At 33.1% G+C, this 15,944-nt stretch carries 13 protein-coding genes; all 13 read right to left on the bottom strand.

The window, feature by feature from the left end; genetic code table 11:
• Positions 1–142: 142 nt before the first annotated feature.
• Positions 143–2,146 (bottom strand): DUF2075 domain-containing protein, encoded by a 2,004-nt coding sequence (locus tag ACQYZ7_RS09970; protein WP_430729599.1) that lies wholly within the window; start codon positions 2,144–2,146, stop codon positions 143–145.
• Positions 2,147–2,512: 366 nt separating this feature from the next.
• Positions 2,513–3,022: a hypothetical protein gene (locus tag ACQYZ7_RS09965; protein WP_430729598.1), complete on the bottom strand. Its 510-nt coding sequence runs from the start codon at positions 3,020–3,022 to the stop codon at positions 2,513–2,515.
• A 174-nt stretch (positions 3,023–3,196) separates the two neighbouring features.
• Positions 3,197–5,215, bottom strand: coding sequence for a hypothetical protein (locus ACQYZ7_RS09960; RefSeq protein WP_430729597.1), 2,019 nt, complete (start codon positions 5,213–5,215; stop codon positions 3,197–3,199).
• Positions 5,216–5,509: 294 nt separating this feature from the next.
• Positions 5,510–6,001 (bottom strand): DUF2938 domain-containing protein, encoded by a 492-nt coding sequence (locus ACQYZ7_RS09955; protein ID WP_430729596.1) that lies wholly within the window; start codon positions 5,999–6,001, stop codon positions 5,510–5,512.
• Positions 6,002–6,081: 80 nt separating this feature from the next.
• On the bottom strand, positions 6,082–6,927 hold the full coding sequence (locus ACQYZ7_RS09950; protein ID WP_430729595.1) for an AraC family transcriptional regulator: 846 nt from the start codon (positions 6,925–6,927) through the stop codon (positions 6,082–6,084).
• Between the two features lie 48 nt (positions 6,928–6,975).
• Complete coding sequence (locus ACQYZ7_RS09945) at positions 6,976–7,407, bottom strand: hypothetical protein (protein ID WP_430729594.1); 432 nt, start codon at positions 7,405–7,407, stop codon at positions 6,976–6,978.
• Between the two features lie 188 nt (positions 7,408–7,595).
• Positions 7,596–8,255 (bottom strand): VOC family protein, encoded by a 660-nt coding sequence (locus ACQYZ7_RS09940; RefSeq protein WP_430729593.1) that lies wholly within the window; start codon positions 8,253–8,255, stop codon positions 7,596–7,598.
• A 124-nt stretch (positions 8,256–8,379) separates the two neighbouring features.
• Positions 8,380–9,060 carry an aspartate/glutamate racemase family protein gene (locus ACQYZ7_RS09935; RefSeq protein WP_430729592.1) on the bottom strand — a complete coding sequence of 227 codons (681 nt, stop codon included), beginning with the start codon at positions 9,058–9,060 and terminating at the stop codon, positions 8,380–8,382.
• A gap of 23 nt (positions 9,061–9,083) precedes the next feature.
• Entirely contained in the window at positions 9,084–9,551 is a 468-nt protein-coding gene (locus ACQYZ7_RS09930) for a hypothetical protein (RefSeq protein WP_430729591.1), read from the bottom strand.
• 16 nt (positions 9,552–9,567) lie between these two features.
• Positions 9,568–10,377, bottom strand: coding sequence for an META domain-containing protein (locus ACQYZ7_RS09925; protein ID WP_430729590.1), 810 nt, complete (start codon positions 10,375–10,377; stop codon positions 9,568–9,570).
• A gap of 97 nt (positions 10,378–10,474) precedes the next feature.
• Entirely contained in the window at positions 10,475–11,272 is a 798-nt protein-coding gene (locus ACQYZ7_RS09920) for a hypothetical protein (RefSeq protein WP_430729589.1), read from the bottom strand.
• A 129-nt stretch (positions 11,273–11,401) separates the two neighbouring features.
• Complete coding sequence (locus ACQYZ7_RS09915) at positions 11,402–13,183, bottom strand: CocE/NonD family hydrolase (protein ID WP_430729588.1); 1,782 nt, start codon at positions 13,181–13,183, stop codon at positions 11,402–11,404.
• 220 nt (positions 13,184–13,403) lie between these two features.
• Positions 13,404–15,902 carry a zinc-dependent metalloprotease gene (locus ACQYZ7_RS09910; RefSeq protein WP_430729587.1) on the bottom strand — a complete coding sequence of 833 codons (2,499 nt, stop codon included), beginning with the start codon at positions 15,900–15,902 and terminating at the stop codon, positions 13,404–13,406.
• Positions 15,903–15,944: the final 42 nt, after the last annotated feature.

The raw sequence follows: 15,944 nt of genomic DNA, 5'->3' as shown, positions 1-15,944 counted from the left end.
GTAATAAGTTACTAAAACAAGCTTTTGCTATTGTAAAAAGTGGTTTACCGTATGATATGAACTATAAAAGTACTTTGGTATAAAGTTTTGTAAAATTTACTTGTTTTTTACCTCAGTTCTTTGTTGTGTTTTCGTGTTTTATTTATTCAATTTCTGGTATTCCAATTTCCTTCAAATATTTATACGTCTCGTCATAAAATGCTTTAGGTCTAGTATGATCTATTTCACTGCTTTCAGGAACAAATATTACCATTCCTTGACGTGCCCTCGTAAGAAGAACTCGATAAGTATTTTTTAAATACTCTTTGTCTATGTCTTTATTTATGTTTTGCCATTTGGTCCCTTTGAAGTTTTGATATTTCCAATCTGTATTATTAAAATGAAAATTCCCGCCCCAAGCAACGCAAGCCCAATCAATCTCTAGTCCTTGAATATCAAATTCAGTAGCCACTTCCTCTAAGAAATAAGAAGAACGAATATCTTGGCTGTCATTTAAAAACCAACTAGGTGCAGAAATTTCATTTTTCACATCTATACCTAAAGGCCTAAGTCTTCTAGCACCAGAGGAGCTTATTAATCCAATTCTTTCACTTCCTTTAGCTTTGTCACGAAGCCATTGTTTTGCTTTTTCAAGGTTTCGAGTTAATATTATTGGATAAGATTCTTTGATTTCAGAGTATATTCTCTGGGAGTTTTCAATTTGAATATTAAGCAGTTCGTGAATGAAATTTGATAATTGTTCAGATCTAAAAGATCTAACAGATACTGCAAGGTGTAATTCGATTTCACTAATTCCATTTCTCACTAACCACTTTCTAGAATCTTCAGATTTTAAATAGTTGTCACTTTCTAATATTGAACTAGAGTAGTGAATGTCCCAATCCGGAAAATGATTTTTAAGTGAATTGATCCATTCTTCTAGGCCAGCTTCACCTGTGTTTATTTCTTGACCACCACCAATTAAACAAACTATAGTACACCAATCAGAATGTCTATTCATTACATCAATAAGAAATTCGGGTTCTGATTTGTTAAAATCCTCAACCCCTTTTTTCCTTTTCATAAATGAACTGACTTGATCATTTGTCCAAGCTCTCTGAGCTTCATCAAAAACTACAACTCTTTCAATAGGTGCCTTTTCTGAAAGTAGATTATCATCTCGAAAGTGGTGAATATTTTGAATAAAGGCATTCGCTTTAATTGCGGCCTGCTTTTTACTCAATCTTCCTCCATTTTCTTTTGCTGTTATTACTTCGTCTCTGGTTAGGGCTTCTCTTAATACATCAACTAACGGTCCATTTCCAGATAGAAATACTGCATGCTCATCCTCATCAGCTTTCATTCTTTCAACTGCAATATTTAATCCAGCTAATGTTTTACCAGCTCCAGGCACACCTGTTACAAAACAAATTGACTTCATCCCTATGTTTTTGGATTTTTCAATGACTGAATTAATACAATCAGCAGTTTTCGAAAGGTTTATAGTTCCTGAGTCTGATCTTGTTATTTCTTTGACATTATGGCCTTTATACAGAGCTTGAGCGGCCTCTACAATTGTAGGTGTCGGTTTGTAGATAGAATTCTCCCAATAATTAATATCAATTGATTGACTGCTATTCTTTAAATACTTTTTAAGTGTTTCTGCCAAATCGAATTGATTGGATTTAGCAGCAGTTTTGTGGGTGAGAACTTGATTATCCTGAACAGTAATACTTGGCGCATTTGTTGCGACCAAAATTGGTATGAGTTTGATATCGTGACTTCCTTCATGGAAGTTTTTCAAATCAATAGTATAATCAATAACTTGTTCTATTGCGTGTTTTTCAAAACCACCATCTCCAACTTTAAACTCGACAATAAATGCGACCTCATCAATAATCACAATATTATCTACTCTTTTACCCATTCTGGGTATTGCAAACTCGAAATATATTTGACCTTCAAATTCGGAAAGTTGATTTTTAAGGATTGTTATTTGTTTACGCCATGCGTTTACTTGTAATTCTTCAAGTGTTCTGTTACTATGATTAGCTGTTAACTCACCTAGAATACTCGAATCAGGTTCTAGTAAAAAGTCTTGTATGTTGTTCGAGTAATAGGCTCTCTTCATATATGGTTTTCTTGGTTGTTTCAGTTTGTACTGCATGAAACACAACGCTCTAGGTGTATGGCGTGTGAGGCACAGCCTCATGAGTAGCCATAATTGTGCCTCATTCGTTATACATTTTGTTGTTTATAGTTTCGTGTGTAGTTCACGAAGAAGGCTAAAGATACACAATATAGTTGTTAGAGGAGCAATTAACCTAGAGCGTTGGTAATAATTAGTAGAAAAGGAGTGTTTGTTAAAACACGGTTTCTACGTGCCGCAGGCAATTATTACCAACGGTTGGTATAACCGTCAGTTACGGTTTTAAAGTTACTGTTTTTCGGTTGAACAATGGCTTAGCAATTCCGAGTGGATTCGGACGCAGTCGAATCCGCCGTAATTGCGGTTATACATTGTTGCCCACAGTTATTTTTTCGAACTCACTTTTGATTCTAAATATATCTGTTCTCCAACTTCGAATACGACAATATTTGTCAATTCCAAATCAGATAAGTTTTCGCAATATATTCCGTATTTCTCCTTATCAGCGTATATCGCAGTATAGGCTTTACTCAATTCCAATACCAAATCCTTTTTCTTAAATCCGTTTTCATTTTCAATTTCGCAACCAATGATTCTATCCAAAGGAAAATCCATTATCAATAAGGCTTTGGTACTATCGGTTACAACTTGTTCCGAACCATATAGTTTTTCCAATTCAGGCGTTTTCATGATTATTCCGCCAACTCCACCTTTTTCCCTAATATACCTTTTTCCATTATCGCCTTTAATTTGGAATGGATTTGCAGACTTAATCATTCCACCATACATTAAGTCAGTTTTTTCAATCTCTACAAATCTTTCCGACATTGGTTTTATTCCACAACTAATGAGGCAAAAAACTAAGATAAAAATTATTAAACTACTTTTTTTCATAATTGTGGGCAACACATAGATATACGGACATTTTTTGTCCGTATATCATATATCTAGACTATTTTAATTCTTAATTTCCCAAATATAAAAAAATAAAAAGAGTACTTAGAGCCTAATCCAATTGTGTTTACTAAATAAGCGTCTTTTTAGGACGCTTATTTAGTATTATAGGTTTTAAACAGCACTCACTGGGCCAGCAAGTGGAGTTTGAGCAGGTTTGGCTATTCCGTAAACCACTACGACACCAGAGCCACCACCCCAAGTAGAATAGGCAGGGTCAGGTTTTGCTTCCATTACCGTTTGAGGTAAGTTCCAGTTATTAGCACACCAAAGGTTTCCTGCTTGGTCAACTACTACATCGGTCAGCATTTGTATACTACCAGAATGAATAGTGTGAATCACATCGCCTGTAGTAAAATCTTCGGTACGTCCAGTTGGTGAAGCACCTGCCATAAACGATACGCCTCTTCCCATAAAATTGGCAACCCAAACATCATCATTTCCATCAATAGATACTCCCCAAGGTGCGTTTAGTTCACCATCTCCGTAAGGTGTTAAATTAGATTCGTGGGTAATTTTATCAATCGTGTCTATAGGTTTAGCATCCGCAGGAATCATAAAAACGGAACCTGTTTTATGTTTACGCCCCACTGTTTGTTGTAAGTGTGGATACCCAAGGGCAAATCCTTCAATAATAGAAACGCCATCTGTGGTAGTGGTATGAGGAAAGTCTGGACTCGTATTACAGGCTACCCAACAATTTCCTTTTGAATCTAAAGCAACACCGCGTCCGCCACCTGCAAGAATAAAACGTTCTACAGGTCTGTTTTTTTCAGAAGGAGAATAACGAACCAGGGATACACCATTAGTATTACTAATCCATACACGATTGTTAGTATCTATAGAAGCAGCAAACGGAGCAGAAAGCGATTCATTAAGTTTTTCGTTTACAACAACTCTCCCTTTGGTAAGGTCACCATCAGGAAAATGTAGCATGATGTTAGATGAGGTTCCAACAATCCAAATATCACCATTCGGTGCTACTCCAATACCTTGCAAGCCTCCAATTTCATTTAAAGCTTCCGCTATATGTTCTGGAACTTTGTCAACGATTGGTGAGCCATCCTCTAGTTTATACACACCAATTGCCCCATTAAAACTCGATACCCAGCAAGTACCATCTTTGGTAACAGCCGTACCCCAACCGGCACCATCAACACCCATTCCTGTGTAACCAGTAACAGGAGGTGATACTAATTTACCTGTGGAGTCCAACTTAACGAGTCCGCCACCAATACCTTGGTACACGCCATTTTGTGCTCCTGGCATCCAGTTTAAACCTGTCCATAAGTTCCCTTCTTTATCAAGAGAAAGTTTTCCAGGGGCGCAGATTCCTCCTTGACCGAAAGCTAAAATCATAGCGAAATCTTCTGGAGCAAAACTTAAATAAGGTACAAAAGGAGCATTGCGTCGACTCGTAGGAACTTTGCTGTTAGGTTTGGCAGGGAAACCATCTTTTGGTGATGGATAGGCTTTATTAAAAAGATGAAATAAAGCCGCTGGATTTAGCCAAGGTGATTGGGCGGCACCAATCATAGCTTCGGCAGTATTTTGTGGTTTTTTACCACCTAAAGGCGTTGTGTACTTCATGAAGTTTTTCTTCCAGTCGTACCCTTCGATTTCTACCGTGCCGTAGGCTGTGATTAATGCTGCTAATGTATTTAATCGCGCTAGTGTTTCGTTTTGTGTGATGTTGAAAGGATCCATTAACACCTCTCCATACGTTCCTGTTAGAGGATTGATAAGGTTAGGAGTGTTTTTAGCGGCGATTTTGATTCCATGTAGATTCCCAGTTAATTGAAGTCCGTTAAAAAACTGAGCACAGGTAAAAGCAGATGCTACAGTAGTTAATTCATTTACGACAATTCCATTCTTTGTAATGTCCTCTTTAAAATTAGGAGATAGTACAGAGAGTAGTACTATTTTGGAGTCGTGTAGTTCGGCAGTAATGTAGAGAACAGTATCATTTGCTTTAGGAGTTGCTTTTATGGTGAATTTACCTTTTGCTTCTGGAGCAATGATATGCTCACCAATTGCATCTTTATTGTTTGCTTCCCACAATTTTACAATTGCAGTAAGATTATTAGATTGGTTAAACGATACATCTCCTTTAATAGTGGTTTGATTAGACATAGCTTTAGTTAGTTTTAATGTTGAAAAAAAATGTTTTAGCGATTAAATTGTCAGTAGATTTCTAACACGTGAGTTTAATAGCATAAACATTTTTCAAATTACTAAAACTAGTTTATATATGTATTATTGATGTTCTTATGTAGTAATATTAAGGAATAAAAGTGCTTTTTTTTAGTATAAAAAATAAAAGGATGTAGTTGTCTAATTAAATCCAACAACATATCTTTTCGAAAAGCTTAAATTACGAGATGTTTTTTAGGTTGCTGGTTGTAGTTTTTACTCTTTTTAAGTTGTTTAAAAAGCTTTCATTATTTGGTTCATTACTATAGTACTTAGGTATAAACCAATTCCAAATATGGTATGTGTTATGAGACTCATAAGTCTGGCTTTATTAGGGTCAGGTAAATTTGAGCCTGCAATTCCAAAGCCGAAAGCAGGTTGCATTAGTAGAAATGGACCAATAATGGTAACTATACCAATAATTAGAGCCGGAGTTAATGTTGGGTTTTCTATCCATTTTTTTCCAAAAACAGAAACTAATAAAAAGGCGAATGTAATTCCGATTAAATAATGAGCTATCCAACCCAAGATTACTTCATAAATAATAGCTGGTGATTCCATTATTTTATTATGAAAAAATTTTCCTTTTGGAAAATGTCCTATCCAACGACCTACAAATTTGTAGTCAAGTGATTTTATACTGAAAAGCTTTAATATTAAAGCGTATAAATCCATAAAAAGTGTGGCTCCTGTACCAATAAAAATGGCTTGTAGAATAGCATTCATATTTGTTTATTTCGTTTTCTACAAAGGTAGTTTTAGGGAGGTGTGTTGAAGTAGTACAAATATTAAGTACTATGGGACTATTAGAAATTTTGTCTAAAAGCCTCGGGTGTTAATCCAGTTTGTTTTTTAAAGAATCTAATGAAGTACGAAGTATCATTATAACCCAAATGATAAGAAATTTCATTTACCTGATTAGTTGTCGCTATTAAGTTTCTTTTAGCCTCAAGTATTATACGTTCGTTAATTAATTGAGAACAGCTTTTTCCTAATGTTTTTTTAGTAATTGAATTTAGTTGATAAGTAGTCAAATTTAGTTTGTCAGCATAATAGATTACTTGTTTGTTATTATAAAAATGAATATCTAAAAGCTCCAGTAGTTTTTCAAGTAATTTTATAGAGTAAGAATTGTTCTTAGTTTGAATGTCTGAGTTTTTAGTTTGTCGAAACAATTCTATAAAAAACAAATCTAGATTTACTTTAATAGTATCTCTAAACATTATTTTTTTACTAGAGTATTCAGAGAAAATGTAATTAAGAATAGAGGCTAATCGGTGATATGTTTCAGTTTCTAGTTTATAATAATTGTTTCTGCTGACTGTTAAAAACATTTCTTTTTTTAGCTTCTCTTCAGGGGAGTAAAAGTTATTGTCAAAAGCTATTATATACCCTTTACTATTTTTTTTTAATACTAGTTGATGTACTTGACTTGGACGAAGAATAAAAACAGAATAATTATTGATAGAATAGTTCTTAAAGTCAATTAGATGTTCTCCACTTCCTTTTTCTATAGCAAGAACAAAAAAGAAATCGTGACGATGAGTTTTTTCTACCATATCTTTTTCAGCAAGTAAAGTATTTAGGTTGCTTATTGAAAAACTTCCTAATAAATTAGGTTCTTTTATAGTTCTTATCTGAATCTTTTGCATTTGAAAATTCAAGCCTTTATTGTGTTTATATAGTATTCTAAGTTGTTGTTAATCTTCTTTTTTATATTTCAAACCAGGGCCATCACAAGCATTCCATATGCTTGAGAATGTGTTTTTAGATCGGAAAAACATTTCTTCTTTTAAGTTTGAATAACAAGAGCCAATAATTTCACTTTCGTCGTTAAAATTAAATTCTAAAAATTTCCCATCGGAAGAATCAACTATCTTATATGTTCCTGAAGCTTTTGTTATAACTTCATCTCTGTTTCTTGATTTTAGAAACGTTCCATTAGGATTTAATTGATAAGTTTCTTGCCATTCCATTTCAGTACCTGTTGTTTCAGAATTTGGTATACTACCAGTCATTTGTATAAGTTTCCAATTTCCAACAACTTGAGTCTCTAAATTATCACCATTATTATTTTTATTACAAGAGAATAAAATTCCGACTATCATTAAAAATAAAATTTGTTTTTTCATAATATTCTTGATTCTATAATGTAGATGAACTTTTTTCATTTGGTTGCGTAAAAATTACTTACAATACGCATATGAATGTAAATTTAACTCAAATATAAAAAGAAAGATTATAGAGCTTTGATGAGGAATGTTTTTTAGAGAGGGGGTCAAAGTTTTATTAGGCGAATTACAAACTTGTTTTAGCTTGTCTACTCTGTTATCTTTAAGTTTATTTCTATACCTACGTTACTTAATTTGATATTTGCCGAACTACTTTTTGCAGGAGTTTCTGTTGGATACCAATTTCGGTTAGCTTTAACAATTACCAGCAACCCATTATCATCACCAATAGCTGTGAATGTTTCACTATTATGATTTTTTTCAAATAAATGGAGTCCATAGGTATCTATTAGATGTTTTCCGTAAACATCAGGTTGGTCTTTAACAATTCCAAATTCACTTATGTTTAAGATTTGGCTACTGTTGAACTGCTCTGTTGTTGCATTGTCTAAATCGTGTCGAGCGATATATTCTAAAATATTTCCCTCTATATCAAAAAAATATACTGAATTGGCGTTCCAAGTTTCGAAGTTAGTAATCAGTACCTTATTTTCTTTTTTTACAAATTTAACTTTATTTATTGACCAGTTGATTGCTTCTTGCAGCTTGTTTTTAGGAATGTTAAAAGCTAAATGATAAGCAGGTAAGAGGTTTTTAGAATCTTCTATGATTTTTAAATAGGATGTACCAATTTTAACACATATCGATTTGTTATCAATCTGTGTAGTTGGAAGTTCCAATACATTTTGATAAAAAGCCTTAATAGGTTTTATATCTGCCGTTTTGATTTCAATTTCGTTTATTGTCATCTTGGTAGTTTTTAAGCTTGATAGCCTAGTATATTTAAACCTACTTAAAAATACGCTAATTATCTTAAAAACAGTATAGTTATTCTATTGTCTTTTATAGCTTTTTCTTATAATAATTAGTAAACTATGTTAAAGCAAAATCAATAATGTTTTTAACGTGTATTTTGGTAGTGTCAAATACAGGGAATTCAAAATCGTTTTGTTCAATTAACATAGGAATTTCAGTACAACCTAAAATAATTCCTTCAGCTCCTTGTTCTATTAATTCATTTGCGTATCGTATAAATTTTAGTTTAGACTGGTTGGTTACAATTCCTTTTCCAAGTTCATTTTTTACAATGTGTTGTATTTCTTCAATGTCTTTTTTTTCAGATGGAATAATGGTTTCAATGTTGTTTTCTTTTAGTTTGTCTTTATAGAAGTCCATTTCCATTGTGAACTTTGTTCCTAATAATCCTACTTTACTCAGCTTTTCTTTTTTTATTTCTTTAGCAGTCGCTTCTGCAATATGGATAATTGGAATATTAATTTTTGATTGAATTTCATCAGCAAATAAATGTGCTGTGTTTGCGCCTAAAACTATAGCATCTACATTACTAGACGCTAAGTTTGTACAGGCATTATAAATTAGGTCAAAAGAGTTTGTCCACCCTTTGTTTTGAACATCTGAAAAGTTTAGTGAGTAAATTAAACATTCGGCAGAACTTAAACCACCTAACCTTTGGTTGATTCCTTCATTTATGTATTTGTAATAATCTAAAGTTGAGGTCCAACTAATACCTCCCACCAATCCTATCTTTTTCATTTTATATCAATTTTCAACTTTTTTTATTTACTACAATCTGTTTTGGTTAATGGCATTGTTGAGGTATAGCTGATATTGTTTTTGTTTTTAAAAGAGTTTCCAGCTTCATTTAACTCACCAAAACCTTCAATTAACTGATTGTCTTTTACCATAAAAGCAACTTCCCTGGTGCTTTCTGTTCCTTCAGAAGAAAAAGTGTAAGTACCAATTAATTTATCGTCATTTAGCATACCTTCAAAAGTTCCTGTATTGGTGTCTTTTTCTGTTAATGCATATTCAATAGTTCCTTTAACAGTATCATCCATTTCTGTGATTTCAATTAAAATTTGATTTCCATCTTTACTGTATTCGTAACAACCTATTTGTAATAAAGTAGTAGGAGTTTCGACCACAACTTCTTTTGACTCTTTGATTGTGTCACTTTTCGATTCTTTCTTTTTACAGCTAATTGCTAGTGTGGTTAACATGAATAGGATTAGAATTTTTTTCATCTTTTGTAGTTTTAAATTAGTCAACTTTTTTGAAAACCAATAAGGTTTTATCTGGGTTTAAAAACGTTAATCGATTGTTGCCGATTGTATAAGAAATAGTACTCTCTAGGGCTTTTGTAAATTCTTGTTCTTTTTTGTTACCCTTAGTACATAACATTTCCGTAGAAGCGATATTTATAAATCGGATTCTTTCTCTTTCAGAAAACAACTTACCAGTAATTCTGTTACACCCTGAAGTTCCCATAAAGGTGTTTTTAGCAGCATTTATTTCAATATAAGGAAGCTCTTTGCCAAAATCTTCTTTAGCTACTTTAGAGCCGTTTAACTCTTCTAAAGCCCATATATCGTGTAGTCTGTAATTGGTGATGTATTGCCCACATCCTTCTAAGGTGGTAAATTCGGTTTCTTTACCTTTCTTGTATTTAACTGTTACCGAGTAAGGGAATGATTTACCAGACATAGCATTGATACATTCCATTTGACTAATTTGAATGCGAACCTCAGCTAATTCAGTTTGTAAATTATACATTTTTACGTTACTGTCTTGTGCATAGATAGGCTGTACGTGGGGTGTTAAAATAGAGTCCAGACCATTAAGTGTTTTTAACTTAATCATGTTGTCAGAAATGGTTAAGTTCCAAAAAGGTTCAACACCATTCGCTTTAAAATAAGCATCTGTTATCATTTTTTTTGAAGCTATTGGCGATGCTTTTTGAATAGAATCTATAGTAACTGTTTTGTCTATAGAAGTGTTTTTTTCTTTTTTATTAGAACATGCTGAAATTGCTACGCAGGCACTAAGAAGTATAGGTATAAGGTTTTTCATGAGTAAGTTTTTTATAGTATGTTAAATATAGGGGATTATTTTAAACTTAGTATGTGTATAGAAGTTTTAGTGTTAGGTTTTTTGTTTTGTCAATAATTTAAAAAGGAGAGAAATCCATTTGATAATTAACGTTGTTATCTTGTGAGTTTTTAAAAACAAAAACCATTTTTCTTTCACTTAGTTCTAATAAAGTAGCTTTTCTAGTGTAGTTTCCTTCAATTACTAATTGCATATCGTCTAAGTTAAGATGCCAAGTGCCTTGCTCGTGTATAGTATTATTACCAGAAGTTATGATAAACGAACCATCATTATGAAAACTCATTTTTGCATTTTCATAAAAATCGTTGGTAACCGAACCGTTTCTAATATATTTATAACCATCCATACTAAACAAACGAGCCCACACGAAATCGTATTTCCAATCTATGGTAATTAAATCGTTTCTATTTATAGTTTCATTATGTTCTTTAATAAAACTATATACTACTTTATGACCAGAAAAAGGCTCTATTGAAAAAGACAAACTATCTTTTGAAGCATATTCTATTAAATAACGGCGCTCATTAGATAATCCTTTAGCTATAATAATAGAGTCGGTTGTTGAATTTAGTTCCCAAGTAAATAGGTTAATACTACCATCGTTGTTAGACATACTAACAGTTTTATCATTTTTATATAATCTACGCTCGTAATGCGTATCATTTTCCAATCCTGTATAGGTATTTCTATCGTATGTTACTTGATTGTTTAAGACTGTTTTTATAGGCATCCATCTACCTATTATTTGTTTCTCAATATTTTCTGAATCTGGTATGTCATCAATAACTTTATTGTTGTCTTTGGAGCAAGAGAAAAGAGATATGATGGTTATTAAGAGTAGTAATTGCTTTTTCATCACTTGTTAGAGCTTGTAGATTTTAAAATAGATGTATAAAGTGTGAAAAGGTTGCGTAGAAAATCTAGTAATAAAAAAACTCACAATACTCTTAAGTATTGTAAGTTTTTAAATAGAAAAAGTTTGCTATTATTTTAAAACTGTAAATTCTATACTAGAGTCTGTAAATACAGAATGTGTTTGTGTTTTAAAGTCTTTTTCGTCTGCTTTGTAAATATTGTCTACATAGGTTTGAGGATTCAAGTCAATTAAAGGAAACCAAGTGCTTTGCACTTGTATTTGCACTTTGTGTCCTTTTTTAAACGTATGAAAAATATCTTGTAACTTAATGTTCACTGCTGTTTTTTTATTTGGTGTAAATGGTTCTGGATTTGAAAAACTGTTTCTAAAACGTCCACGTAATACTTCACTACGTACCATTAAATGATAGTTACTTAATTTTAAATGCGGTTGCATTTCTTTGTTGTCATTTTTTAAATCTGCAGGATGCACATCAACAACTTTAACAATCCAATCGGCAGCAGAACCAGTGGTAGCTACTTGTAGTTTTGCTAAAATATTACCTGCAAGTGTAAAATCTTCATTTAATACCTCTGTTTCAAATACCAATACATCAGGTCTACGAGCAGCAAAACGCTGATCGTCTGTCATATATTTACGTGGAGTGAATACCGTTTTTATGTCTTCTGAATAAGGTACAGGTCGCTTAATGTCACTAATAAAACTAACCTTGTTATTTCCTTTTTGAGTTGCTGTTAATTCTTGGTTTTCTGAAAGGAAAAATGTTTGTTTTTGAGTATTTTTTGGTGGCCATGCATCGTAAGATTTCCATACTTTTTTACCTGTATCAAAAACATACGCTTCTGGTAATCCTGAGTTTTTAGAACCATCACCTTTTAAGAAATGATTGAAGAATTTGGTTTCTACTTCTTTTTGAAATTTTAAAGAGATTGAATCTCCAAAGTAGTAGTTACCAACTTTGTTAGCTACTTTATTTCTAGACCATCCACCATGATCCCAAGGGCCAAAAACGATTGTATTATAGTTGTTTGGTTGATTTTTTTCGATGTTTTTGTAAGTTTCTAATGGACCATACAAATCTTCAGCATCAAATTCACCTCCAACAATCATTGTTGCTACAGTAGAAGGCACTTTATCTAAGTGCTGAATAATTCCTTTACTTTGCCATACTGAGTCGTAATTAGGGTGCTCTACAATTTCTTTCCAAAAGAAGTCATCAATACGCTCTTTATTGTCGGCAACTTTTGTGTCTAACTTATCGTACTGAAAATATTCGTTTAAGTTTTTAAGAGGTCCTTTGTCTAAGAAAAACTGATATTGATCTTGAGTTTTCATGTCAGGAAACGAGTACCAAGCAGAATCGGTAGGTTGATCTTTGTAAGTTCCGAATAAAGAAATGGCTTTAAAGTAGCTCAATAAGAAAGCTCCGTTATGATGAAAATCGTCAAAAAAGAAATCCCCAATACAAGCTTGTGGTGAAGTAGCTTTTAAAGCAGGGTGTGCATCAATAGTTGAAACAGTTGCGTAGTGACCAGGGTATGAAATTCCCCATGTACCTACCTTACCATTATTGTTTGCTACATTGTTAACTAACCAATCAATAGTGTCATAGGTATCTGTAGTTTCATCGGCTTGTTTTTCTGTTTTATTTGGAATGTAAGCACGCATGTTGTCGTATACTCCTTCACTCATCCAACGTCCGCGAACATCTTGATATACGATAATATTACCCTCTTTCATTAAAACTGGATTTGGGCCAATTTTTTTTCTGAATTTATCTCCTCCATAAGGTTGACAACTATACGGAGTACGTTGTAGTAAAATAGGGTAGGTTTTACTGGTGTCTTTTGGTGAGTAGATAGTAGCATGAAGTTTTACGCCATCTCTCATCGTAATTTTCACCTCTTTTTTAGTGTAATGGTCTTTTACGTAAGTGTTTTCTGTCTTTTCAGCTTTCTTTACTGTTGTTTTTTTGTGCAGCTAGCAAATGAGGCTGCTAGTATAAATAATAGAAGTAAGTTTTTTTTCATTATGGTAATCGGTTAATTGTAGCAAATAAAGATATAAAAAAATAGCAGCAATCATTTAGGTTGCTGCTATTTGAAATAGGTTATTTGTTTGGATTTAAAATAGTATCTATTCTATCTGCCGCATCTTGTAAGTGATAACGGGTTATTGTGTTACGAGTAGAAGGAATACTTCTTTTAATATCTCTTTGTAAACGTTTTAATTCTCCTCTTACTACAGGTTTAATATCTGATTGATTGATAGTAACGGCTGTTTGCTTGAAGTAACCTCTGTCGCTTTTAGCAGCTTTTTGATCTTTTGCTTTGTTTAGTAAAAAGTCTAATCTGTCTAAATGTGCACGTTGTAGGTTTCTACGATACGGATCAATAGTTTTGTTAGCATATACTTCACTCCAAATACCTTTGCGTAAATCTCCCATCATTTGAAGAAGTGTGTAAGCTTTATTACCATTCAGCGTTTCGTTTTCAATCATACGTGTTAATCTTCCAGTTTTTAAAACTCTATTTAACGTTCGTACTTGTAAACCTCTAATGCGCTCAATAACACCTGAGTGTTGTGTTTTGCTAATAATATTTTCGTCAATTAACCAATTTGGAGTTTTAAATAACTCATCATTTACAAATTGTAACGCTCTTTTTTGGTGTTCTTTTGGAACGTGAATGTATACAGCACCATCTTGATCGGCAGTTTTAAAGTACTCATATACACCACCAATATTAGAACTAACGTGCCCCATGTATCTGTTAAACTGTCCAACTACTTGTCCGTACATAGTTTTAAGTTCTTCGTAGGTTTCACCATCTTCGGTAGTCCACTCTTCTAAACGAGGTAAAATACGTTGTAGGTTTTTAATACCATAAGCACTCGCTTTCATAGCATCATCACCTAAATCTTCTGTTTGTGAACTAGGATCAATAATGTTACGAACTTGTTGGTGTCCAAATCTGTAAACAGGGTTTCCAGCTTTTTCTTTAATCCATTGGTTTAAAATAGTCTTTTCTCCTTTTGCAGATTTGTCTAATATAGGTCTATATCCCCAGCTGATCGCATATTTGTCGTATGGTCCAATATTTGGCATTAATGCTACACCTTTGTCTTCTGGCTGTGCCACATAGTTAAAACGAGCATAATCCATAATAGAAGGAGCTGTACCATTTTTTTGAGTAAACTCAGCAGAACGTAAAGAGTCTACAGGATACGCAACTGAACTCCCCATGTTATGAGGTAATCCAATAGTATGACCAACTTCGTGAGAAGATACAAAACGGATTAAGCGTCCCATAATTTCATCTTTAAACTGGTTGCTTCTTGCTTCTGGATTAATAGCTGCTGTTTGTACAAAATACCAGTTGTGTAATAAGGTCATTACATTATGATACCAGTTAATATCTGATTCTAAAATTTCTCCAGAACGTGGATCACTAACGTGAGGTCCATTTGCGTTTGGAATAGGAGAAGCTAAGTAACGTACTACAGAATAACGTACGTCTTCAGGGCTCCACTCTGGATTTTCTTCTTTAGTAGGGGCATCTTTAGCGATGATGGCATTTTTAAATCCAGCTGCTTCAAAAGCAACTTGCCAATCTTCAATACCTTGTTTGATGTATTTACGCCATTTTTTAGGCGTAGCTCTGTCAATATAATATACAATTTGTTTTTTAGGTTCTACTAATTCACCTCTTTTAAACTTTTCTAGATCTTCATCTTTTACTTCTAAACGCCATCTATCTAAATACGTAACCGATTTACTTTTTTGAACGTCTAAACCGTAATCTGTTTGAGAACTTGTAAACCACCCAACACGCTCATCAAAATAACGTCTTTTCATAGGGGTTTTAGGAAGTAAGATCATAGAGTTACTCAATTCCATAGTTACAGAACCTACACTTGAGTTTGAAGGTGGATTTCCTGCAATGTATGTTTTAACGTTTCTAACTTCTATGTTTTGAGGATAACTACTAATTCTATCTATATAAGACCTGCTTTTATCCATTTTAGAAATCTTATAGCGTTTTCTACTTCTTTGAGGGAAAGCAATTGCTTTTACATCACCTTCAAAAAGTGGACTAGCATCAATTACAGTAGATGTTGAGTCTTTGCTAAATGCTTTGATTGGAAAGGCATATAAGATAGGTTCAAAATTAGAGTTTACAACGGCTTCGTGTACCGGTAAAATTGTGTCTGCTACAACATTGTGAGAAACTACTTTTAGTAAAATTTGTTTCTTGTTTTTTACCCAACGTAACACTTGTGTATTTTGTTTTCCGCCACCAAAACCAATTCCGCTAGCTGTTTTGGCAATTCTAGTAACCATTAGCATTTCTCGGTTTAAAAGAGAATCTGGAATTTCAAATAAATATTTAGAGTCTTTTGAGTGAACTTTAAACAAACCTTCGTCTGTTTTGTGTTTTTTGGTAACAACTTTTTCGTAAGGTTGTATACCTCCCTTTTTAGGTTTGTCTTTTTTAGTGGTAGTCTCTTTTTTTTCGTTTTTTTTCTTCTTTCGTTGTGCTTCTGCATTCAAAGAAGCTCCTAAAGCAAGAAATACCACTAAAATAGTTGAAAGTATTTTTTTAGTCATTGTAAAAATTAATTGAATAAATAAGGGCGGAAATTAGTAAAA

It is taken from the genome of Tenacibaculum sp. SDUM215027, assembly GCF_050566205.1.
Classification (GTDB): Bacteria; Bacteroidota; Bacteroidia; order Flavobacteriales; family Flavobacteriaceae; genus Polaribacter.
The sequence above is the reverse complement of the archived record's forward strand: the minus strand, read 5'-3'. Positions and strand labels throughout refer to the sequence as shown.